14 protein-coding genes and 1 pseudogene are annotated in these 20491 nt (G+C 67.8%); 11 read left to right on the top strand and 4 right to left on the bottom strand.

Annotated elements, in window-relative coordinates:
• Positions 1-87 precede the first annotated feature (87 nt).
• Genes ACFYZQ_RS30020 through drmB form a run of 4 tightly spaced genes read left to right on the top strand, consistent with a single transcriptional unit; the run spans position 88 to position 11868 of the window.
• Positions 88-4851, top strand: coding sequence for a DEAD/DEAH box helicase (locus ACFYZQ_RS30020; RefSeq protein ID WP_389154301.1), 4764 nt, complete (start codon positions 88-90; stop codon positions 4849-4851).
• Positions 4848-6761 carry a UvrD-helicase domain-containing protein gene (locus tag ACFYZQ_RS30015; RefSeq protein ID WP_389154298.1) on the top strand — a complete coding sequence of 638 codons (1914 nt, stop codon included), beginning with the start codon at positions 4848-4850 and terminating at the stop codon, positions 6759-6761. The genes ACFYZQ_RS30020 and ACFYZQ_RS30015 overlap by 4 nt, the downstream gene beginning before the upstream one ends.
• Positions 6758-10003: a helicase-related protein gene (locus ACFYZQ_RS30010; protein WP_389154295.1), complete on the top strand. Its 3246-nt coding sequence runs from the start codon at positions 6758-6760 to the stop codon at positions 10001-10003. The genes ACFYZQ_RS30015 and ACFYZQ_RS30010 overlap by 4 nt, the downstream gene beginning before the upstream one ends.
• Positions 10000-11868, top strand: a complete 1869-nt coding sequence (gene drmB, locus ACFYZQ_RS30005; protein ID WP_389154292.1) for a DrmB family protein — start codon at positions 10000-10002, stop codon at positions 11866-11868. The genes ACFYZQ_RS30010 and drmB overlap by 4 nt, the downstream gene beginning before the upstream one ends.
• 125 nt (positions 11869-11993) lie before the next feature.
• Here drmB and ACFYZQ_RS30000 read toward each other — a convergent pair whose 3' ends face one another.
• The gene (locus tag ACFYZQ_RS30000; protein WP_389154289.1) at positions 11994-12659 is read right to left on the bottom strand and encodes an ATP-binding protein; all 666 of its coding nucleotides are present in this window, start codon (positions 12657-12659) and stop codon (positions 11994-11996) included.
• A gap of 268 nt (positions 12660-12927) precedes the next feature.
• Here ACFYZQ_RS30000 and ACFYZQ_RS29995 point away from each other — a divergent pair, with 268 nt between their 5' ends.
• The 3 genes from ACFYZQ_RS29995 to ACFYZQ_RS29985 all read left to right on the top strand — a co-directional run bounded on the left by ACFYZQ_RS29995 (position 12928) and on the right by ACFYZQ_RS29985 (position 15234).
• Positions 12928-13779: a helix-turn-helix domain-containing protein gene (locus tag ACFYZQ_RS29995; RefSeq protein WP_389154286.1), complete on the top strand. Its 852-nt coding sequence runs from the start codon at positions 12928-12930 to the stop codon at positions 13777-13779.
• 11 nt (positions 13780-13790) lie between these two features.
• A complete protein-coding gene (locus ACFYZQ_RS29990) occupies positions 13791-13985 on the top strand; it encodes a hypothetical protein (RefSeq protein ID WP_389154283.1) in 195 nt (64 codons plus the stop codon).
• Between the two features lie 502 nt (positions 13986-14487).
• On the top strand, positions 14488-15234 hold the full coding sequence (locus ACFYZQ_RS29985) for an alpha/beta hydrolase (RefSeq protein WP_389154280.1): 747 nt from the start codon (positions 14488-14490) through the stop codon (positions 15232-15234).
• Positions 15235-15542: 308 nt separating this feature from the next.
• On the opposite strand, the pseudogene ACFYZQ_RS29980 reads toward ACFYZQ_RS29985, so the two are convergent.
• Positions 15543-16058, bottom strand: a pseudogene (locus ACFYZQ_RS29980) (major capsid protein); the annotation flags it as partial.
• Between the two features lie 1132 nt (positions 16059-17190).
• Here ACFYZQ_RS29980 and ACFYZQ_RS29975 point away from each other — a divergent pair.
• From ACFYZQ_RS29975 to ACFYZQ_RS29965, 3 genes are all read left to right on the top strand, one after another.
• Complete coding sequence (locus tag ACFYZQ_RS29975; RefSeq protein WP_389154278.1) at positions 17191-17403, top strand: hypothetical protein; 213 nt, start codon at positions 17191-17193, stop codon at positions 17401-17403.
• A gap of 79 nt (positions 17404-17482) precedes the next feature.
• Positions 17483-17878: a hypothetical protein gene (locus tag ACFYZQ_RS29970; RefSeq protein WP_389154275.1), complete on the top strand. Its 396-nt coding sequence runs from the start codon at positions 17483-17485 to the stop codon at positions 17876-17878.
• The gene (locus ACFYZQ_RS29965; RefSeq protein ID WP_389154272.1) at positions 17878-18105 is read left to right on the top strand and encodes a hypothetical protein; all 228 of its coding nucleotides are present in this window, start codon (positions 17878-17880) and stop codon (positions 18103-18105) included. Before ACFYZQ_RS29970 ends, ACFYZQ_RS29965 begins: the two co-directional genes overlap by 1 nt.
• 337 nt (positions 18106-18442) lie before the next feature.
• Here the strand turns inward: ACFYZQ_RS29965 and ACFYZQ_RS29960 are convergent, their stop codons facing one another.
• A complete protein-coding gene (locus tag ACFYZQ_RS29960; RefSeq protein WP_389154269.1) occupies positions 18443-19291 on the bottom strand; it encodes an NAD(P)H-binding protein in 849 nt (282 codons plus the stop codon).
• Complete coding sequence (locus ACFYZQ_RS29955) at positions 19288-19713, bottom strand: nuclear transport factor 2 family protein (protein ID WP_389154266.1); 426 nt, start codon at positions 19711-19713, stop codon at positions 19288-19290. Before ACFYZQ_RS29955 ends, ACFYZQ_RS29960 begins: the two co-directional genes overlap by 4 nt.
• 86 nt (positions 19714-19799) lie before the next feature.
• Between ACFYZQ_RS29955 and ACFYZQ_RS29950 the strand changes: the two genes are divergently transcribed.
• The gene (locus ACFYZQ_RS29950) at positions 19800-20402 is read left to right on the top strand and encodes a TetR/AcrR family transcriptional regulator (RefSeq protein ID WP_389154263.1); all 603 of its coding nucleotides are present in this window, start codon (positions 19800-19802) and stop codon (positions 20400-20402) included.
• The last annotated feature ends 89 nt before the right edge of the window (positions 20403-20491 follow it).

Genomic DNA, 20491 nt, shown 5'->3' with positions numbered 1-20491 from the left:
GTGCAATCACCACCGTCGGATCTCACTCGGCCATGCGGTCCCCGCAACCACCTTCCCACCAGGTCATCGCCCCAGGATCGGAGTCCCGTGTCTCCCGAACTGACCCCCGTGCTCAGGACCGTGACCGACCAGTCCGCCCGCGTCCTCAAGACGTACGCCGTGGATCCCGGTCTCATTCCTGAGCACGCGAACGGAGAAAGACGGATCACCCAGGGCGGATACGGCGACAGACAGCTCTTCGAACTCGTCCAGAACGCCGCAGATGAAATCGCCGCCGAGCCGGGCGGTACCGTCCACGTCGTTCTCACAGACACCCATCTATACTGTGCGAACGAGGGGTCTCCGGTCACCCCTGAAGGCGCCGAGACGATTCTCCGGATGAGCATGTCGCGGAAACGCGGCGGCCAGATCGGGCGTTTCGGCGTCGGCGTGAAATCCGTGCTCGTCGTCACCGACACTCCGCAGTTCTTCAGCCGCACCGGCTCTTTCGGCTTCGATCGCGAGTGGGCGTACGCGCAGATCCGTTCCGTTCCCGAGGTCACGGCACGGCTCGGCGAGGAGTTCGAGGCGCCGGTGCTGCGCATGGCCCGTGCATTGGACCAGAACGCCGAACGCGCCACCGACCCGGTGCTCGACGAACTCCTCGGCTGGGCCACCACCGTTGTCCGTCTTCCGCTGCTCGACGGCGCGGCCGAGCGGCTCGGCCAGGACATGCACGGTGGATCGGCGGGCGACCGGGAAGAGTTCCCCCTTGGGTTCCAGCTCTTCTCGCCACACGTTGCAAAGGTGATTCTGGAGGACCGACGTCCGCGCCCGGTCGTCCGACGAACCATCACGGTCGAACAGGACCAGGAGCTGCACACCGTACGTGAGGAACGCACCGGCCGGCCCGCCTCCGCGGGTCGCTGGCGGGTGTTCACCCTGACCCACGAGCCGACCGCCGCCGCCCGTTCCAGCGCAGGCGAGTTGCACGACCGGGTCTCTCTCGACATCTCGTGGGCCGTGCGCGAGTACGACAAGGAAGCTTCAGGGCTCCTGTCGTCTCCCAAGGGACGGGGCAGATTCTGGTCGTTCTTCCCGACCAAGTACGAGATGACGTTGAGCGGGATCCTCAACGGAGCGTGGAAAACCAATGAGGACCGGCAGAACCTGCTGGACTCCTCCCCGTTCAACCAGGAGATGATCCGGATCGCCGCGCGGCTGGTGGTGGAGTCCCTCCCCAGCCTGGCGCCCGCCGAGGATCCGGCCGCGTACCTGCCGCTCCTTCCCGGCCGTGCCCGAGAGTCGGAGACGGTCAGTTGGGCTGACCGCTACCTCACGGAACGGATCTGGGAGGCCACCGCCTATCGTCCCTCGCTGCCGGACCAGGACGGCCACCTGCGCGTACCGCGCGACTTGAACATCCACCCGGCGCTCGGCAAGGACAACAAGTCGCTCGTCCGCTGGCTGACCATGTGGAACTCGTACCCCGGCCGGCCCACGAACTGGCTCCACCCGTCCGTGGAGGCGACCGACCTCCGCGCCGGCAAGGTGGAGCACATCCTCAAAGCCGCCAAGCGCGAACGTGCCTCGGTCCGGCAGTGGTTGGAGGCCCTGGTCGCCGACGGCACACCCGAGGCGTCGGCCGCTGCCATCCGTATCGTCGCCGACATGGTCCAGTCTTCCTCGCCGTTCGCGGTCGAGGCACGCGCCGCGCGGGTCGTGTTGACGGAAGAGCACGGCATGGTGGCCCCGGTGGTCGGCAAAGTGTTCCGTCGCACCGACCAGGACGGGCTGCCCGAGTCCCTCGTGTACGTCGACGCAACCCTGTCGGACGACCAGTCGCTCGCGAACGCCCTCTCCATGCTCGGCATCCGTGACGCGGACGTCCGGGGCCGCTTCGTCAGCGTGCTTGAACAGGGCTTCACCTCGTACGGTCCCCAGGAGTGGACTCGGTTCTGGGACCTGTTCCACCAGGCCGGCAGCAGCCATTTGTCGCACGAGGTGATCCGGCGGGTGCCCGAACCGTCGGCGGTGCTGCACGTGCGCACCTCGGACGGGCGCTTCCGACCGATGCGAGATTGTCTGCTGCCCGGAGCGGTCGTGACAGCGGATTCGGACCCCACCATCGCCGTCGACACCCGGTTCCACTCCGACGACATGGCCTTCTTCCGTGAGGTGGGGCTACACGAACGCCCCACGGCGGGACACCGCCCCGAGGAGGAGCCGTGGTTCGAGCAGTACCGCGAGGCCCTGCACGCTGCGTACTGCGCGACCCTGCCGCCCAACCAGACGTCCCGACCGACGCTCGCCAGGATCAAGCTGGAGGGCGCGGCGGTGGGCGGCCCCCTGCACCTGCTGCCCGAGCTTTCGGACGGGGCACGCGCCAACTTCCTGAAGGCCCTGCCCGAGGACGCGCTAGTCGACAATTGGACACTGCAGGTGGGCGCTCAGGTCGGTACGCGACGCGCCGTGCAGTCACCGATGCGCTGGATGCTCAAGCGGCACGGCCGCGTACCGACCTCTCAGGGCATCCGCCCCCTCGACGAGGCGGTCGGCCCTCAACTGGCGACCTACAGCGATGTGCTGCCGGTCGCCGGGATCAGCTCCGAGAAGGCCCGCAAGCTTCGTCTCGCCACGAGTGTCGAGGAAGTGCCCGACTCCTTCTGGAACCAGCTCCTGGACAAGCTCCAGCGCAGCGAGGACGACGCGTTCGTCGGCAACACGTACGTGCTGCTGACACGTCTGGAGGTGTCCTTCCCCGACGACTCGCTCACTCGGTGCCGCATCGGGGACGAGTGGGGCACTCGTCCCGACGGTGAGATCGCGGTCGCCTCATCGCAGGACGAGTACCGTGCCCTGCGTTCGGAAGGCCTGCCCGCCCTGCTGACGGCGTCGGCCGAGGACGCCGCGCTGCTCGTCAAGCAGTGGGGGATGCTGCCGTACGCCGACGTGATCAGCCACGAGACCCGGCACGAGCCCGCCGGCGAGCCGGTCCCGCTCAAGGAGGAGTACCCCACGCTGCGGCAGCTGCGCGGTTCGCAGGTGGACCAGTACACGCTCCAGCGGTGCAAGGTTCTCGAAGAGGTGACGCGCACTCCCAACGGCCTGCGACCCAGGACGCTGAACAGCAGCATCCAGGGATCCACGATCCTCGTACTCGAACCGGCCACCGCACTCGAAGCCCTGATGGCCGTCGACCGAGAACTCCGTTGGCGCATGGGCGAGCCTGGGTGTCGACAGGTTCTGGAAGCGCAGCAGCGCCAGGAGGAGGATCAGAAGGTCAAGAGTGCGCTGAAAGCGGTGCGTGAGGCCGACGACGTGGTGGCCAAGCTCCTGCTGCTGCTGGGTGCCGATGCCCTGCGTGATCGTCTTCCGGCCGGGTTGATGAACGGTGAGCGCGCGGAGAACAGCGGCAACGAGCCCGACGGCTATCGGATCGCGCAGATGGCGTTCAACGCGCATGGAGACAGCATCCTTCAGGTCCATGTCCGTGACCTGCAGAGCCTCTACCCGACGAAGGCTCCTTCGTCGTTCACGGGTGCGTCCACCGCGGTGGCGTTCGTGGCCGATCTCCGCTTCCCCGACGCCTTCGCCGGCTTCCGGGCACCGACGCTGGAGCCGCGAATCGACGTCGACGGACCGCGCCACTTCCCGCGACTGCACGACTACCAGGAACGGCTGGCAGCCAACGTCTTCGCCATGTTGGACCGGATTGTTCCGCAGCGCGGCATGCTGTCCCTACCGACGGGCGCGGGCAAGACGCGTGTCACGGCCGAGGCGGTGATCCGCTGGGTGAAGCAGGTGGGTCGGCTCGACGGGCCGATCCTGTGGATCGCTCAGACCGAGGAGCTGTGCGAGCAGGCCGTCCAGAGCTGGAAGTTCGTCTGGGAGAAGGTCGGCGCCGAGACGCCGCTGGCCATCAACCGACTCTGGTCGACGAACGAGGCGGGTCCCGTGACCGACCGGCCGCAGTTGGTCGTCGCCACGGACGCCAAGCTCCAGCAGCCGAGCTGTCTCGCCGCCGACGCCTACACCTGGCTGCGCAACGCCGCCCTCGTGATCGTCGATGAGGCTCACACCGCCATCACGCCTCGTTACACCGAGATCCTGGCGCACCTGGGCCTCACGGCCTCCCGTACCGAGCGGCATCTTCTGGGCCTCACCGCGACGCCGTATCGCAACACCAATGACGAAGAGACACGCCGCCTCATCAACCGCTTCGGTGGTCGCGGCCGGCGTCTGGACGACGGCGTGTTCAAGAGCGGTGACGCGTACGCCGAGCTGCAGAAGCTCGGCATGCTCGCGCAGGTCGAGCACCGCCTCCTGCAGGGCGGCACGATCACGCTGACCCATGAGGAGAAGCAGCGCGCCGAGCAGTTGAGCCTTCTGTCGAGGGCGGCCGAGCAACGGCTGGCGGACGACCACGACCGCAGTACCCGTATCGTGGCCGAGATCTCGGCGATGCCGAAGGACTGGCCGGTACTGGTGTTCGCGACCTCGGTCGACCATGCCAAGTACCTGGCGGCAAAGCTCCGCGACCTGGACATCACCGCCTCGGCCGTCGACTCCACCACCTCGGCCAGCGACCGTCGCCGGCGCATCGACGACTTCCGAGCCGGCCGGACTCGGGTCCTCACCAACTACGGCGTCCTCACGCAGGGCTTCGACGCACCTGCCACCCGAGCCGTCGTTGTCGCCCGTCCCGTGTACAGCCCCAACGTGTACCAGCAGATGATCGGGCGCGGTCTGCGCGGCCCCCTCAACGGTGGCAAGGAGACCTGTCTGATCCTCAACGTCAGCGACAACATCCAGAACTTCGACACCTCCCTCGCCTTCACCCAGTTCGAGCACCTGTGGAGCAGCAAGTGACCGACCCCTACGGTGACAGCCCTGCGCTCACCGAGGAGCAGCGGGCAGTCGTCGAACTCCCCTGGGACACCCGTCTCCTGGTCACGGCCGGTGCCGGCTCCGGCAAGACCCACACGGTGGTGCGACGCCTGGACGCCCTGGTGGGGCACGAGGATCCCGAAGAGGCGCTGGAGGCCGGCGAGATCCTCGTCCTGAGTTTCTCCCGCGCCGCCGTCCGTGAGCTTCGGGACCGGATCGCCCGACACGGTGACCGTGCCCGCAGGGTGCGGGTGCAGACCTTCGACTCGTGGGCGTACCAGTTGCTGGCCCAGTCCTACCCGGACGAGGAGTGGACGGCCCGCAGCTTCGACGAGCGGATCCGCGCCGCCACGGACGTGATCGAGAAGGGCGCGGTGGAGGCCGGTGAGGTCGGTGCTCCCTCGCATGTGGTCATCGATGAGGCACAGGATCTGGTGGGCGACCGTCGGGACCTCGTGGAGACATTGCTCGATCGCTTCCAGCGTTCGTGCGGATTCACCGTGGTCGGCGACTCCGCCCAGGGCATCTACGGTTTCCAGATCGAGGATCCGACGGAGCGCGCCGGGGAAACAGATCGGTTCTTCGCCTGGCTTCGCACGTCCTACGAGGACCTTGTCGAGCTCAGCCTGACCGAGAACTTCCGGGCGAAGACCCCGGAGGCACGCACAGCCCTCACTCTCGGCACCCGGCTGCAGAACCTCTCGCTCGCCCAGGACGGCCAGGAGGCCGTGGCCTCCGCGCTCTACGCCGACCTGCGCGACCGCCTTCTCGAACTGCCGCACCTCGGTGACCTGTCCGACGGATTCACGCTGGACTCCTTGAGGGAGTACCCCGACACCTGTGCTGTCCTGACCCGGGACAACCGTGAGGCGCTCGCCGTCTCGGAACTCCTGTACCAGCATGGAGTGGATCACGCTCTGAAGCGCTCGCTGCAGGACCGGCCCGTGCCCTCCTGGGTCGCCGAACTGTTGCGCCGCGCGGAGTCCTTGACCCTGACCGAGGAGCGCTTCCTGGAACTGCTGGCGGAGATCCCGTTGGCGCCCGGCGTGGACCCCCAGCGATGCTGGCGGTCTCTGCGTGCCGCGACTCGACGTACGGGCCGTGGACTGGTGGACGTACCCGCCGTGGGGCGTCTGGTGGCCGATGGGCGTTTCCCCGACGAGCTGGGCGACCCTGAGTCGGCTCGGTTGATCGTCTCGACGGTGCACCGAGCCAAGGGACTGGAGTACGACCGGGTCCTGCTGCTGTCGCCTCCCGGCATCGCCGAGCTGCGCAAGGCGCACGAAGATCTCGATGTACCGGCCGAGGCCAGGGCTCTCTATGTGGCCATGACGCGCGCTCGAGAGGATCTGTACCACGTGACGGGCCCGGACACCTCCCGCATACGACGCCACCGCCCGACCGGCCGTTGGTATCTGGGCGGTTGGAAGAAGCACGAACGCTACGGGATCCAGGCCAGGGCCGACGACGTGCACCGCGCAGAGCCTCCTGGGGCGCAGGACGCGAGCACGTCGGTCATCGAGACGCAGGACTACCTGCTGGAGCACACCAGCCCAGGTGACCCGGTGACGCTTCGCATGCGTCACCCGATGCCCGTGGGACCTGATCAGAGCCCGCCGTACGACCTGGTCCACCGTGATCGGGTCGTCGGCGAGGCCTCTGAGCACTTCCGTCGAGACCTGTACGCCTTGGAGATGATCTCGCGCTCGTGGGACGTCTCCTGGCCCACCGAGATCGTCGGTCTCCGGGTGGACACGCTGGAGACGGTCGCCGGTAGCACGGCTGCCGGATCCAATGCGGGACTCGGCGGCAACGGGGTGTGGATCGCTCCTCGGATCACCGGAATCGGAAGGTATCGACGCGGCGAACGCGCCCGGGAGGAACAGGGATGACACACGAGAAGAACATGCACGAAGAGCACTACCGGGTCCGTGAGGAAATGGTGGCCCGGCTCCGTCGTGAGCTGCTCGGGCCGGACGTCTTGGCCGGTGACGATCCGGTCGAGGTGCTCACCCAGGATGCTCCGATCACTCGGTACCCGATCGGCGTGCTGTTCCCTAGGGCTGCCGACCGTGAAGCCCTCCAGCGGCAGAAGGAGGACGTAGCCGAGGTGGAAGGGTTGGACGAGGCTCCGCTTCTCGTCAACGAGGGCCTCGACGAAGCCGGAGGCTCGGCGGAACCGCCGGCCTCCGGTGACCGACGCCCCTCGACCATGGGCCTGACCTTCGCCGTGGCGTCGAAACTGAGCCCCGAGATCGTCGTTTCGGCGCGAGCCGCCGTGTACGACCCTGTGGACGCCGAGGGTCGCTCAGTTTCCGCTCGACGCGCGGAGGCCAGGACCACCGGCGACCAACGCGAGCATTGGCGTCGCCGGGAGCTGGAGCTGCCCGACGCACCTGTCGACGTCACACGCCCGGGGACGCGCGTAACAGATCTCGTGCCCGCCAAGGTCCAGTTGCACGTCCTCGTACGACCGGCCGCCCAGTCGTCCGGCACTGTCACCGTCACGGTCACTCTGATCAATGCGGACGTCGTGAGCGAGCGAGACCTCCAGGACGCGTTCGCCCTGTTCCAGCCCAGTCTCCGGGTCCGAGCGACCAACGGCGCGTCCGCCTTCGTCGAACGCTCTGCCGCTCTGTCCGCCGTCGACTCCGAGCTGGCCATGAGCCGCTTGCTGCACCGCCACGCCCCCACCTTCGCGGTGGGACATGGTTGCTCCGCCCATTGGGACTGGACGCCGCCACAGGTTGGTGTGACCGACATAGAGCCTGCCGCGATCAGTGAGATTCGATCCGAGTTCCTGCCCACGCACGAGGTCCTGTTGACCGACTCCAACCCGGAGATCGACAGCTCGGCGCTCGGGATGCTCGGCCTGGCCGAGCGTGCCGACGACGAGGTGATCGCCGCATTGCGTGGATTGGCCCTCGGCTACGAGCAGTGGATAGAGGCCAAGGCCTCGGAGGCTGCCGCCCTCGCCGGAACTCCCTACGAGGAGCCCGCGAACGTGCAGCTCGACGTCTGCCGCGAGGCCCTCGGTCGGATCCGCGAGGGCATCCGGGTCCTGGTGGACAAGCCGGAGGTCATGGAGGCCTTTCGGCTGGCCAACCGGGCCATGGCGCAGCAGCGTGCGCGCAGCGCATGGGTGAAGAACGGCCGTAAGGGTGTGCCAGACCTGTCGGCCCAGCGCTGGCGACCGTTCCAGATCGCGTTCATGCTCCTGTGTCTGCGCGGCATCGACGATCCGAACCATCCGGACCGCGAGATCTCGGACCTGCTGTGGTTCCCCACGGGTGGTGGCAAGACCGAGGCCTACCTCGGTCTGATCGCCTTCACGACTTTCCTGCGCCGGCTACGTCGCGCGAACGACGGAGGAGGCGTCACCGTGCTCATGAGGTACACGCTGCGTCTCCTCACCCTCCAACAGTTCGAGCGAGCCACCATCCTCATCTGCGCGATGGAGCGGATGCGTCGGGGCGACCCCGGCCGACTGGGCGAGGAAGGCATCTCGATCGGCATGTGGGTCGGCAAGTCGGCCACGCCGAACGACCTCGAGACGGCCGCCGAGAAACTGAACAAGTTGCGTGGTGGGCAGACCCTCCAGACGGAGAACCCGGTGCAGCTCCACGCCTGCCCGTGGTGCGGTACGGCCCTGGACGCCCATAACTACTCGGTGGACCAGCAAAATGTCCGTATGGAGGTGCGCTGTCCCGGCTCAGACTGCGATTTCGCCTCCGGCCTGCCGGTGCACTTGGTGGACGAGACCGTCTACAAGGCCCGTCCGACCCTCGTCATCGCCACGGTCGACAAGTTCGCCTCCATGCCATGGCGCAAGCAGACGGCCGCTCTTTTCAACCGAGACCGCCGAGGAGATGCCACTCCGCCGCCCGAGCTGATCGTCCAGGACGAGCTCCATCTCATCTCCGGCCCCTTGGGAACTCTCACCGGTCTCTACGAGACAGCCGTCGACGCCCTCGCCGACCAGCCGAAAGTGATCGCCTCTACGGCGACCATCCGCCGAGCAGCCGACCAGGGACGCTATCTCTTCGATCGGGACGTACGCCAGTTCCCTCCGGCCGGCCTCGACGCGCGGGACTCCTGGTTCGCCGTTGAAACCGATCGCCGGATCAAGGCCACTCGCCGTTACGTGGGTCTGCTCGCTCCCGGTACCAGCCAGTCGACACTTCTCATCCGCACGTACGCGGCCCTGCTCCACCAGGCCATGTGCGCGGACACCGACGACGAGGTACGGGACGCCTACTGGACGTTGGTGGGCTACTTCAACAGCCTCCGCCTGCTATCTGCCGCCGAGCTCCAGGTGAACGACGACGTCGAGGACTATCTGAGGCTCCTGGCCGACCGCGACGGCACCGCTGTGCGCCCCTCCAACCGCTACTCGGAGCTGACGAGCCGGGTCGACGCGAGCCTGATCCCCGCCCGGCTCAAGGAGATCGAGAAGCGCTACCCGGATCCCGACGTCCGTGATGTCCTCCTGGCCACCAACATGATCGCCGTCGGCGTCGATGTCGACCGCCTGGGCCTCATGGCGGTTATGGGCCAACCCCAGACCACGGCCGAGTACATCCAGGCCACCAGCCGTGTGGGTCGCGCGCATCCCGGGCTGGTCGCCGTGATGCTCAACTCGGTGCGTCCTCGCGACCGCTCGCATTACGAGAACTTCCTGCACTTCCATTCCGCGCTCTATCGCGAGGTGGAGTCGACGTCCGTGACGCCGTTCTCCGCACGGTCGCGTGACCGCGGTCTGCACGCCGTGGTGGTGGCCCTGGCCCGCATCCTCATCCCCGAAGCCGGGGAGAACGATGCCGCCGGTCGGATCGACACGTACGCGGACCGTCTTCGCACCGAGATCAAGCCATTGCTGACCAGCCGTGTCTCCGAGGTCGCCCCGGAGGAAGAGCGAGCCACCTCCGACGCCTTCGATGAATTCATCGGCCGGTGGCAGCGTATGGCGAGCGCGTACGGCGGACTGCTGTACGAGCCCCGTCGTGGCGATCCCACTCCCGCCCTTCTCAAGCCGTTCGACGACGAGTCCGAAGGTGACGGCGCCTGGTCCACTCTGTGGAGCTTGCGCGACGTCGACGCCGAGTCCGCTCTGTTCATGGAGGCTTCCCGATGACCCCGCCCCCCGCGCGACGCCGCCGACGCACCGACGGCACCTCGACCGCGCCCCGGCTCGCACTCCCCCGCCGGGGTTCGGTCCGTCGTTCCCAGATGATCACCACGTACGGTGTCGGATCGCTGATCGCGGTCGACAACGAGTCGTTCATCGTGTCCGGCATCGACGAGGCCCACCGGAGCTGGTCCCTTGACGAGGCCCCGATCATCCACGAGCACCGTCTCGCCCGTGTCCTGGGAGTGAGCCACTTCCGTCTGCCCCCGGCCTCCGAGGACACCAGCAAAGACGGAGTCCGTGTACGGCGTTTCCCGCTGTGGCACTCATGCCCGAAGTGCCAGTCGCTGCAGCATGTACGAGGCTTCAACCCACCGGTCGGCAGGAACGTCTGTACGGACTGCGATGACGAGCCGCTCGTTCCGTCCCGATTCGTCGTGGCCTGCGAGGACGGCCACCTGGACGACTTTCCCTATTGGAAATGGCTGCACCGCAAGAACCGCGACGAGGGCGCGACCGGACACTGCGGCGGGCAGATGAGCATGCGCTTCTCCGGTCAGAGCGCTTCCCTGCGCTCGATCCTCATCTCGTGCACCTGTGGTGTGCCTGAGGTGTCCATGGAAGGTGCTTTCCGCCGTTCGGCCCTGACCGACCTTGGGGTGCGCTGCGAGGGCAGGCGCCCCTGGCTGGAGGGGGCACCCGCCGAGTTCTGCACACAGGCTCCCCGTACGCTCCAACGCGGTTCGTCGGCGGTCTGGCAGCCGGTTCTGAAGTCGGCGCTTTCCATCCCGCCTTGGAGCGACGGTCTGGCCGCCAAGCTGGTGGGCCATTGGGACAATCTGCGCGCGCTGGGGTCTCGCGAGAAGATCGAGATCTACCTCATGGGAGCGTTCCAGGGCGACGACTCGGTATCGCTCGACGCCGTCATGGATCTGCTGGAGGCCGAGCAGGACGAGGACCCCGCGCCGGACGGCGACTCGGGCAGCTCCGGGGTCAGCCGCTACCAGGCGCTGCGCCGCCAGGAGTACGAGCGGCTCTGTTCGGGAAACGAATTGCAGAACAAGGGGCGTGACGAACAGTTCATTTGCGAGCAGCCGATCTCGAACCCCGCGATCCTCGAACCGTTCGGTGTCGCCACCCCGATGTTGGTCAAGCGTCTTCGCGAGGTGCGAGCGCTGAAGGCCTTTACTCGCATAGCTGACCCGGAGTCGAGCTCCGAGGGCCGCGAGGCCGAGCTGGCCCTGACGCCGCCCGACTGGCTCCCGGCGATGGAGGTGCATGGCGAGGGCGTCTTCGTACGCCTCGACGAGAACCGCCTGGACGAGTGGGCCGGGGCAGTTTCGACGGCCGCCCGTGTCGAGCTCATGCGAACCAACCATGACCGCCTGCTGAGGGAGCGGGCGACCGATCCCTCTGAGGCGCCTTCGTCGCCCGCCACCCCTCGCATGGTGCTGTTGCACACCCTGGCGCATGTTCTGATCAACGAGTGGAGTCTGGACGCCGGTTACCCGGCCTCGGCACTGCGCGAGCGCCTGTACGCAGATGCGGGAATGGCCGGCTTCCTCATATACACGGCGACCAGCGACTCCGCCGGTAGTCTCGGCGGTGTGGTGGCCCAGGGAGAGCCCGACCGCCTCGCCGAGGCGCTCCGCTCGGCGCTCAGGCGCGCTTCCTGGTGCTCCGCCGATCCGCTGTGCATCGAGACAGGGTCCTCCGGTGCCGGAGGCACGAACCGGGCCGCATGCCATGCCTGCGTGATGCTCCCGGAGACGAGCTGCGAGTACAACAACATCCTGCTCGACCGGGCTCTGCTCGTCGGTACGCCTGACGATCCTCACGTGGGCTTCTTCGCGAATGTCTTGGAGCACTAGAACCGCTGCCCCGCTGCTGGCCGCAGGACAACGACACAAGGGACACATTGCGCCGCCGATGCATGGACAGGGCGGGGGCGGCACGGGATCTGACGACTCCCCCCCCCCGCCGATCAATGCATCTCTCACCGCGCGCCCACCGCACGGTACCTTTCTTCCACCTCGAAGTGCGTCTGTGCCCGGTCCAGGGCCTCATCCACATCGCGACCGTGCGCTCGGAGCCAGTGAAGGAGGTCGGCGATGGCACCGACCACGATCGTCTCGATCAGAGCATTGCTCACTCGACGTGACCCGGTGGAGGGTGCCGACTCCCTCACCTTGTAGAGGTCCACAACCATCTCAGCTCTTGAGACATGCGGGTCGTTCCGATGCCCGTACGGCGTGGTCAATCCGGTGGCGAGCTCACACCACGTCACCTTGTTGTCGGCCAAGATTTCAACGCCCCAGCGGTCGGCGACGGCATCGACGAGTGCCATGCCGCGTCCCCCTTCCGCATCGGCGGTCGCGCTGACCAGCGTCGGTAGGGTGCGCGTGTCGGGGTCGTGGACTTCGATACGCAGGTACGTACCGTTCATGGAGACGGCCAGGACGCTGGGAGTGCCCGGCCCTACGTGAGTGATCACGTTGGAGACAAGCTCGCTGACGCAGAGTTGAGCGGCGTCGGTCAGTTCCGGCAACCCCCACACACCCAAGTGGACCCGTAGAACCCGCCGCAGCGCCGCCACTCCCTCCGGCTCCGCGAGAAAGGGAAGTTCCCACGGCTTCCTCGGCGTACAAGTGGTGCAGTCCATCGCTCTCAACTCTCCTTCACTCGTCCAGTTCTGCGTGCAACCGCGAGCAGTGGCCTGTCTCCCTGGGCGCAGGCCCGCTCCTCCCAGGGCGGGAGAGAGCAGGCGGGCATGCGCGATGCGCTCCTGCTCGCGGCGGAAAGCGGCGCGATGTTCAAGCTAGAGGGAGTCGAAGGTAAATTTGCCATCCCCTTCGCCAAATTAGCCCGATCGTGGCACAGGCCGAAGACACACGGCAGACTGCCGTCTGAGCTAACACGGAAGGATCGACATGCCCCCGAAGGCGGTCCCCACTCAGCGACAGAGGCGTCTCGGCAGCGAGTTGCGCAGGATGCGGATAGCGGCGGGGGTGTCCGCGGAGCAGGCGGCCGGTCTCCTGGGCGTCGACCGGGGGAAGATCTCCTACATGGAGTCCGGCGTCCGGGCCATCAGCGAGGAACGCCTGCGGGCTCTGGCTCACCACTGCCAATGCGAGGACGCCAAGTACGTCGACGCGTTGGTGGAGATGGCCCAACCCCGCACACCGGGCTGGTGGGAGCAGTACCGCGGGTTGCTTCCGCAGGGGATGCTCGACATCGCCGAGTTGGAGGCACGGGCCACGCGTATGCGGACCGCCTGCGCGGTGCACATCCCAGGGCTGCTGCAGACATCGGACTACGCGCTCGCGGTGTTCCGCGCCGTGCTCCCGCGCCTGCCCGAGCACGAGGTCGCGATGCGGCTGGCTCATCGGACTCGACGGCAAGAGGTGCTGGACGGCGTGAGCCCCCCGCCGTTCGTCGGCATCGTGCATGAAGCCGCCCTTCGCATGCAGTTCGGAGGGCCTCGTGTGGCCCGCGCCCAACTCGAGCACCTGCTCCGGCTGGGCGAGCGGGAGGGGGTGACCGTGCTGGTCGTTCCCTTCACCCATGGTGGGTTTCCCGGGGCGGGGCAGACGGTTCTGTACGCGGAAGGCGCCACGGAGCGGTTGGACACCGTGCAGATCGACAACTCCCACGGTCCGGACTTCCTGCACGGAGAGGCCGAGCTGGCCAAATACCGCGCCCACCTGGACTGGATGGAGGACCTTGCGCTGTCGGCGAGTGATTCCAGGGACTTCATCCATGCAGTCGCACGTGAACTCTGAGGAGATGCCTGATGCCCGAGATCGAGTGGGAAGAGCCGTTCTGCGGAGAAGGGAACTCATGTTTCCGTATAGGAACCGACCAGGCCGGTAACGCGTACGTGGCCGTCCGCGGCCAAGAGGACCGTTTCATCGTCGACAGCCGAGACGCGCTGCGCGTCATGATTCGCGACATCAAGGCAGGCAAGGCCGACCACTTGCTCCAGTGAGGTCATCCGAGCCTCGCGGCATGTGCCGTACGGCAATTGGTAGATATGGGCCAACGGCAGAAGGCGAATCCGCTGGTCGAGCGGCTTGGGCGTCGCCCATATCTGCCAATCGTGCCCGCCGTCACCCGCCCTGGGGTTCTTCCTGCAGGTGCGGCATGACTAAGTCGGCCCCCGCCTATCTCGGCGGTGCGCCATGTTCGTGTCCGTGAGGAACGCCCCCCGGCGGCCCGCCCTGTCGCAGAGCCTCGCCTTGGCAAGCCGAGTTGAGGCCCCACGGAGTTCTGCGTGGTGTTCCGACTCCTCGCATCCGGCTCCGGGCCCCGCCGCAAAAACCCGTTTACGGACCACGGCGGCCACTGCTACGTTCCTGAAGGCCGTGCGAGAGAGCGAGGAGGTGGTACCCGTGAACGTATTCACATGGGTGCTCCCCTCCGGGGTCACGGTCGGGCGATAGGTCGTCGTCCGGGAGCGCCGTCCAAGCGCACTCCCGAAAGGCACGACCATGCATGTCACTTCTGAACGGCGCATCGACGACGGCGTCGTCGAGCGCGAATTCACCCTCGGCGAGATCCCCGGCCTTCTGTGGACGCCCGCTTCCGCGTCTGCCTCCGTACCGGTCCCGCTGATCCTGCTCGGCCACCCCACGCTCGGACTGCACAGGATGTACCCCCGCTTGGTGGCGCGGGCCCGGCACGCCGCGGCGGATGGTTTCGCCGCGGCCACCATCGAGCTCCCCGGATGCGGTGACCGGCCCCGTTGGCCCGCGATCGAGCAGGCCCGCGCCGATCTGCGCCGGGCCATGGAGGCCGGCGAGCCGGTCAGTGACGAGATCGTCGACGCCCTCGTCCTCCCGCTCGTCGCCAAGGCCGTGCCGGAGTGGCAGGCCGCCCTGGACGCCCTGCTGTCGCTGCCCGAGATCGGCGGCCCGGTCGGGTACTCGGGGGGAGTGATCTCCATCGGCATCCGCCTCGCGGTGGTCGAGCCGCGCATCGTGGCCGCCGGCTTCTTCGCCGGGAGTCTCGTACCGCGCGCCATGTTCGAGGAGGCCCGGCAGGTGACCATTCCGCTGCACGTCCTGCTGCAGTGGGACGACGAAGGCAACGACCGGCAGGCGGCCCTGGACCTGTTCGACGCCTTCGGCTCCGAGGAGAAGTCCCTGCACGCCAATATGGGCGGGCACACGGGCGTCCCGCAGTTCGCAGGGGACGCTGCTGCGCAGTTCTTCACCCGGCACCTGAGGCTGAAGTGATGCCGGGCGTCAGGCCACCGGCAGACGGTAAGCCGCGCTGACCAGGACGCGGCTCGTCGAGGGAGGGCCGCGGCACTCCGTGGCCGCTTGTGGCGTGGGCCTTGCCAACTCGGCAGGGCCCACGCCGCACGAAGCCACGAACAGCCGGATCCACACCGTCTCCTCGTAGAGCGGTGATCAGCTTGCGGAAGGTACGCGGGCTCAGTCCGCTGAACGGGGCTGTCCAAGACGGCTCCGACGCCGTGATCACACAAGCCGTTGCCCAGGAGATCGGCGTCAGCCAGCGGTCCGTGGATCGCAAGGCAAGTTCACTTCGCCTTGAACAAGGTGGGCGCCCGCGACTGCAGGTTGTCCCGGCTCAGCTCCAGCGCGGCCATCTTGATCAGGCCGCTCACGGCCCACTTGCTGGCGGTATGGGGGGGGTAAAAGCCCGGTTCGTCCGCGAACTCGTTGCGCAGGTACCAGGCCGTCAGCTCGGGGAAATGCCGCTGCGTCAGGATGACCGACTCGAGGCAGACGCCGACCGCGTCACAGCGGAACTCGGTCGGGGTCGGGCAGGGGATCTTGAAGCAGGGCTTCGTCGCGCCGCTGATGTCGTCGGCCTCGGTGTGAACCCACGTCATCGCGCCGACGTCCAGCGACGGCGTCTTGTGGTAGCGCAGGCCGCCGCGCGCGAGCTGGACCTCCGGGGCGTCCCACAGGAGATCGGGGCACGCGACGTCGACCAGTTCGTACAGGGTCTCTGACGGGGCGCACCAGCCGCCGGAGGCGACGAGGTCCCCCTGTGGCAGGCGCCGGTGATTCGCGGCCGTGATGGCGACCGTCGTGCCCTCGGGGGGCCGACGAGGAGTCGGTGACGATCAGGTCCTTCGAGAACGGGTGCTCGTAGCTGATCACCAGGCCGACGCCGCCGCCGGCCGTCTTCAGGCTGTTCGCCCGCGAGGTGATCCCAGCGGTGATCTCCTCGAAACCGATCTCGGCCCCGGGGGTGTAGCTGGGACGTCGACCGCCGCGGTGATGCGAGTCTTCGGCGCCAGCGCGTCGGGGAGTACCCGCGGCTGACGGCGGCGCACGTTGGCGAGGTTGAGCGCGGGGCGGGTGGCGGTCGCGGTGGCGGGCTCGGCTGGCGCGGCAGGCTGCTCGGTGCCGTCGCCCTCGGCGGCGACGGCCTCGGCCGCGGCGACCCGCTCGGCCTGGATCTCGCGGATCCTCCGACGACGGAGCGGTACTGCCCGTTACGGCACAGGCTCTCCAGGATGGCACCGACGTTCCCGCGCTTCGCGTTGCCGGGGTAGGGGCGCAGCTGCCCGAGGGAGACGTCTTCGGTGCGGACGTAGGTGGCCGGTTCCATGGATTCCCCTGCTGCTCGTCGAGGTAGCGGCGGGGATCGTAGGCGGCTGCCGTGATCAGATTCAGTGCGCACGACGAGGCCAGCGGCAGCGGTGCCGGGTGGGACAGGGAACGGCAGGAGGGGAGCGTCCAGCAGAGGGCGAATTCGCGCCACGCCGGGGTCAGGTTTCGGACGACTTATCGGAGCCGTTCAGTCCGCTTTGTTCAGGACCCCATTTTTCACGCTGAACAACGGGGGGCGATTTCGACCGCTTTGGGCGTTATGCCAACGGTCACCCGGTGAAGGGTTCGCCATTTCCGCAGGTCAGGCCCCTAGGGGGGCGAGACTTTCGGCGTCTTTTGCCTACATTCCCTACGTCGAAAGCGCTTACTAACAAGCCCCTTTCGCTGTGACGTTGGTCGCATTCCATGGACGCCCGAGAGGTGTCGGTGAGGGCCTTATCGTCGGGAATGTCAGAAGGCCGGGAGGCGTCGCCTCCCGGCCCCTAACCCGGCTGAGCTGTGACTTCCTACGGCCTCTAGCTCAGCCCAGTCACAGTGTCCCCCACGCCCCGGCTCGGGCCCAAGCCTGTCCAGCGGCGTAGGGGGCGCAGACAGGAACCGCTCATGCCTGACCCCTCGACGCCGGTCGGGGCCCTGATATACACGCTGCTCGGCGCCGCGGTGCTCCGTGGCCTGAAGTGGCTGTACAGCAAGGTACTCACGATCAACCTGACGACGCCGCTCGGTGTGATCACTGCCGTGCTGATCGGCACCCTCACCGCGGCGGCGATCCTCGCCCTGCTGGTCTGGCTGTGGCTTCACGTGCGCCTCGTCTGAGCTGAGCAGGGCACACGACAAGGGGCCGACAGGGCACATCCCTGTCGGCCCTCGTCGTGTTCGGGGGCTAGCGCCCGGTGTGGCGTGGGAGGGCGTGCTCGGCGAGGGCGGTCAGCTCGGCGCGGGTGCGCTGCCCGGGGATCCTCGCGGTGCGACGCAGGACGGCCGGCGCCTGCTCGGCGGGGACGATGCGGATCGGGTAGCGGTGTGGGCACTCGCCCGGGACGAGGGCGCGGGCCCCGGTGATCCACGGCTGCCCGTGCTCGTCCTCGCCACGGGGGCGACGGCCTTCTCGATCGGGCTCGGCGGGCAGGACCTCGCGCTGGACCGGACGGCCGCGATCCGCTGGGTACCTCGCAGAACGGCGCACGTGCTGCTCGCCGGTGCGGTCGTCGCCGCGGCGCTGCTGACAGTGCAGACCATGGGCGCGTCCACGGCCACCACCGCTTCGTCGTCCGGGTCAGCGCGGGTCTGATGGGACTGGTCGCCCTGGGCGCGGCGCTCACGGGTGGCCAGTACGCATGGACGCTGCCGTTCGCCTGGCTCTCGTTCTCGTTCTTCGCCCCGCCGCCGACGAGTGCGCCGATGGAGGTGGCGATGTGGATGCTGCTGCCTCCCGGCACGGCAGCGGGCACCTGGACGACCCTGGTCCTCGCGGTCGTCGGCAGCGCGGCCTACGCCGTCGCGGGACCGAGGCGGTAGCGGTGGCGATGCCGCGCCAAGTCTTGGTGCAGACCGCCGCGTTTCTCCTCGCCCGGGCAGACCGCGGGACTTCGGCATCGACGCCGGCGTCCGCTCCGGCGCCCTGGACGGCGCCCCGTACGACAAGCGAGCCGATGCGGCACTGAAGCAATCTCCAGGCCGCGCTGAATCTCAGGTTCTCCGCCGCGCAGCTGCCGGAGTTGGGCGGTGTCCTGAAGCCGGCCGATCCGCTCTCCGAGCCGAGCATCGACGGAGCGGTTCCGCAGCAACCGTCGGACCGGCGACTTCCTGACGGGCGTTAAAGAATCACTGGGCAAGCAAACGGCCTGTCTGACCGTCATCGGTTGTCCTGCATCTCCCTTGCGAGGAACGCGCGGAAGGTCCGGGCGGGCCGTCCGGTAAGACGCTGGACGGTGTCGGTGATGCGGTCCTCCGCGCCCTCGGCGATGGCACGGTCCATGCCGGCCAGCAGGGAGGCGAAACGCATGGGGACAACTGCCGCGAGGCGATCGCGCATCTGCTCGTAGGACAGGCGGCCGTGGATCACTGGCCGACTGGTGACCTCGGTGATGATCGCGGCGATGTCGTCGTAGCTGAGCGCCTCCGGTCCTGTGAGGACGAGATCGGTGTCGGGTGCCCGTTCATCGGTCAAGGCGCGGACGGCGACGGATGCGATGTCCTCGGCGTCGACGAAACCCACCCGGCCGCTTCCCGTGGCGGTCCATATAGTGCCGTTCTCACGGATGCTGAGAGCGTGCGCGTGTGTGCCGGTGAAGTTCTGCATGAACCACGAAGGCCGCAGCACCGCCCATTGATCGAACAGATCGGGCAGGGCCTGGTGCACCGCTCCCACTGCCGGGCCGCCCTCGGAAATGGCAGAGGAGCTCAGCAGCACCGCGCGGTGGGTGCCGGCACTGCGGGCCTGACGGAGGAAGGGCAGCATGATCGCCGCTGGGTCGGAGTCGCCCAGGGGTGGTATGAGGTAGACACGGTCGACTCCGACGAGGGCGGCAGCATGGGTGGCGGGGTCGTACCAGTCGAAGGTGACCGGCTCAGCACCCTGGATCGGGGTGGCGTGTCGGCTGGCGGCTTTGACGCGGTGACCGGCGGCCGTCAGCTGCGCGACGGTGCGGCTGCCGGTGGTGCCGGTGGCGCCGATGACCAAAGTGGTGCCAGGGGTGCTCATCGGCTGCTCTCAATGAAGCCGGTGCCGGGCTCGAGGACGGCCAGGGGATTCCAGTAGTCACGGTAGGACGTGATGCGCCCGCCCTGAACGGTGACGACGGCGATGTAGGTCATGTCGAAGGGGGCACCGGTCTCCACAAGGCGGCCGACGCCGCGCATCTCGACCACGATCTTCTCTGGATCGGTGGTCTGATGGATCGTCAGGTCCGGGAAGTCGTGCAGATCGATATGGTCGGGATAGTGGCGCATATAGGCGGCGATGGCCTGCTTGCCCTCAAGACGCCCGGGCCAGCCCTTGGGAGCGAAGGGGAACTCCATGACTCCCTCTTCGGCCCACAGGCCGACCCAGCCGGCGATGTTCTTGTCCAGCAGCAGCCGCAGGCTGTGGCGGTAGAGATCTGCCGGAGCAGCCAGTTCAGACATGGGTATCCTCCACTCCATGGCATACGGACCTGGGGTCCGCATTGAAGATACGGACCGTGGGTCCACTTTGCAACTGGAGGAACCGGATGCCCGAGCGGTCCCGCAGGGACGCCGTCCGTAACCGAGAGGCCGTACTCACGGCTGCCGACGAACTCTTCGCCCGCTGCGACTGTCCCGAAGACGTCACCATGGCCGACATCGCAGCAGCGGCCGGCGTCGGCAAGGGCACCCTGTTCCGAGCCTTTGGTGATCGCGCCGGGCTGCTGCGCGCCCTTTACGAGGCTCGACTCGAGCCGGTCAGAACGGCCGTCGAAGCGGGGCCACCGCCCCTGGGGCCCACCACCCCACCGGAGCAGCGCGTGCCTGCCCTGCTCGACGCGCTCCTGTGCTTCAAACTCGACAACCGGCGCCTCTCCCTGGCTCTGGAGGAAAGCGGGAGCGACAGTCCGTACCAGGCGGAGCACTACGAGCGGTGGCACGGCCTGCTCCAAGCCCTACTGGAGCAGATCCCCGGTCTGACCGACAGCGGCTTCGCCGCTCACGCCCTGCTCGCCGCCACCCGAGCCGACCTCGTAGAGCACCTGACCGGACAAGAGCGCGTGCCACGAGAACAAGCACGGGCCCAATTGGCGAACTGGGTCACCAGAGTCCTCTCCGGCCCACCGCAGGGACCGACCGCCCAGAACTGACCGAGAACCACGCTGAAGGAGGAAGGGCGAGGTCCGCTGGGGTTGACGGGGTGAGTGCCCGGGGTGGGTCCGCGACGCCGTGGTCGCCG

This window comes from Streptomyces sp. NPDC001843, assembly GCF_042891955.1.
Lineage (GTDB): Bacteria > Actinomycetota > Actinomycetes > Streptomycetales > Streptomycetaceae > Streptomyces.
Note: the sequence above shows the minus strand (reverse complement) of the source record. Positions and strands in the feature narration are given on the sequence as shown.

Bases quoted from the DNA above. Each gene is read 5' to 3' on its own strand.
- ACFYZQ_RS29990 (WP_389154283.1), top strand. From the start codon at position 13,791: ATGCCCGAGATCGAGTGGGAAGAGCCGTTCTGCGGAGAAGGGAACTCA.
- ACFYZQ_RS29975 (WP_389154278.1), top strand. From the start codon at position 17,191: ATGCCTGACCCCTCGACGCCGGTCGGGGCCCTGATATACACGCTGCTC.
- drmB (WP_389154292.1), top strand. From the start codon at position 10,000: ATGACCCCGCCCCCCGCGCGACGCCGCCGACGCACCGACGGCACCTCG.
- ACFYZQ_RS30000 (WP_389154289.1), bottom strand. From the start codon at position 12,659: ATGGACTGCACCACTTGTACGCCGAGGAAGCCGTGGGAACTTCCCTTT.
- ACFYZQ_RS29955 (WP_389154266.1), bottom strand. From the start codon at position 19,713: ATGTCTGAACTGGCTGCTCCGGCAGATCTCTACCGCCACAGCCTGCGG.
- ACFYZQ_RS29960 (WP_389154269.1), bottom strand. From the start codon at position 19,291: ATGAGCACCCCTGGCACCACTTTGGTCATCGGCGCCACCGGCACCACC.
- ACFYZQ_RS29965 (WP_389154272.1), top strand. From the start codon at position 17,878: ATGGGACTGGTCGCCCTGGGCGCGGCGCTCACGGGTGGCCAGTACGCA.
- ACFYZQ_RS29950 (WP_389154263.1), top strand. From the start codon at position 19,800: ATGCCCGAGCGGTCCCGCAGGGACGCCGTCCGTAACCGAGAGGCCGTA.
- ACFYZQ_RS30010 (WP_389154295.1), top strand. From the start codon at position 6,758: ATGACACACGAGAAGAACATGCACGAAGAGCACTACCGGGTCCGTGAG.
- ACFYZQ_RS29995 (WP_389154286.1), top strand. From the start codon at position 12,928: ATGCCCCCGAAGGCGGTCCCCACTCAGCGACAGAGGCGTCTCGGCAGC.
- ACFYZQ_RS29985 (WP_389154280.1), top strand. From the start codon at position 14,488: ATGCATGTCACTTCTGAACGGCGCATCGACGACGGCGTCGTCGAGCGC.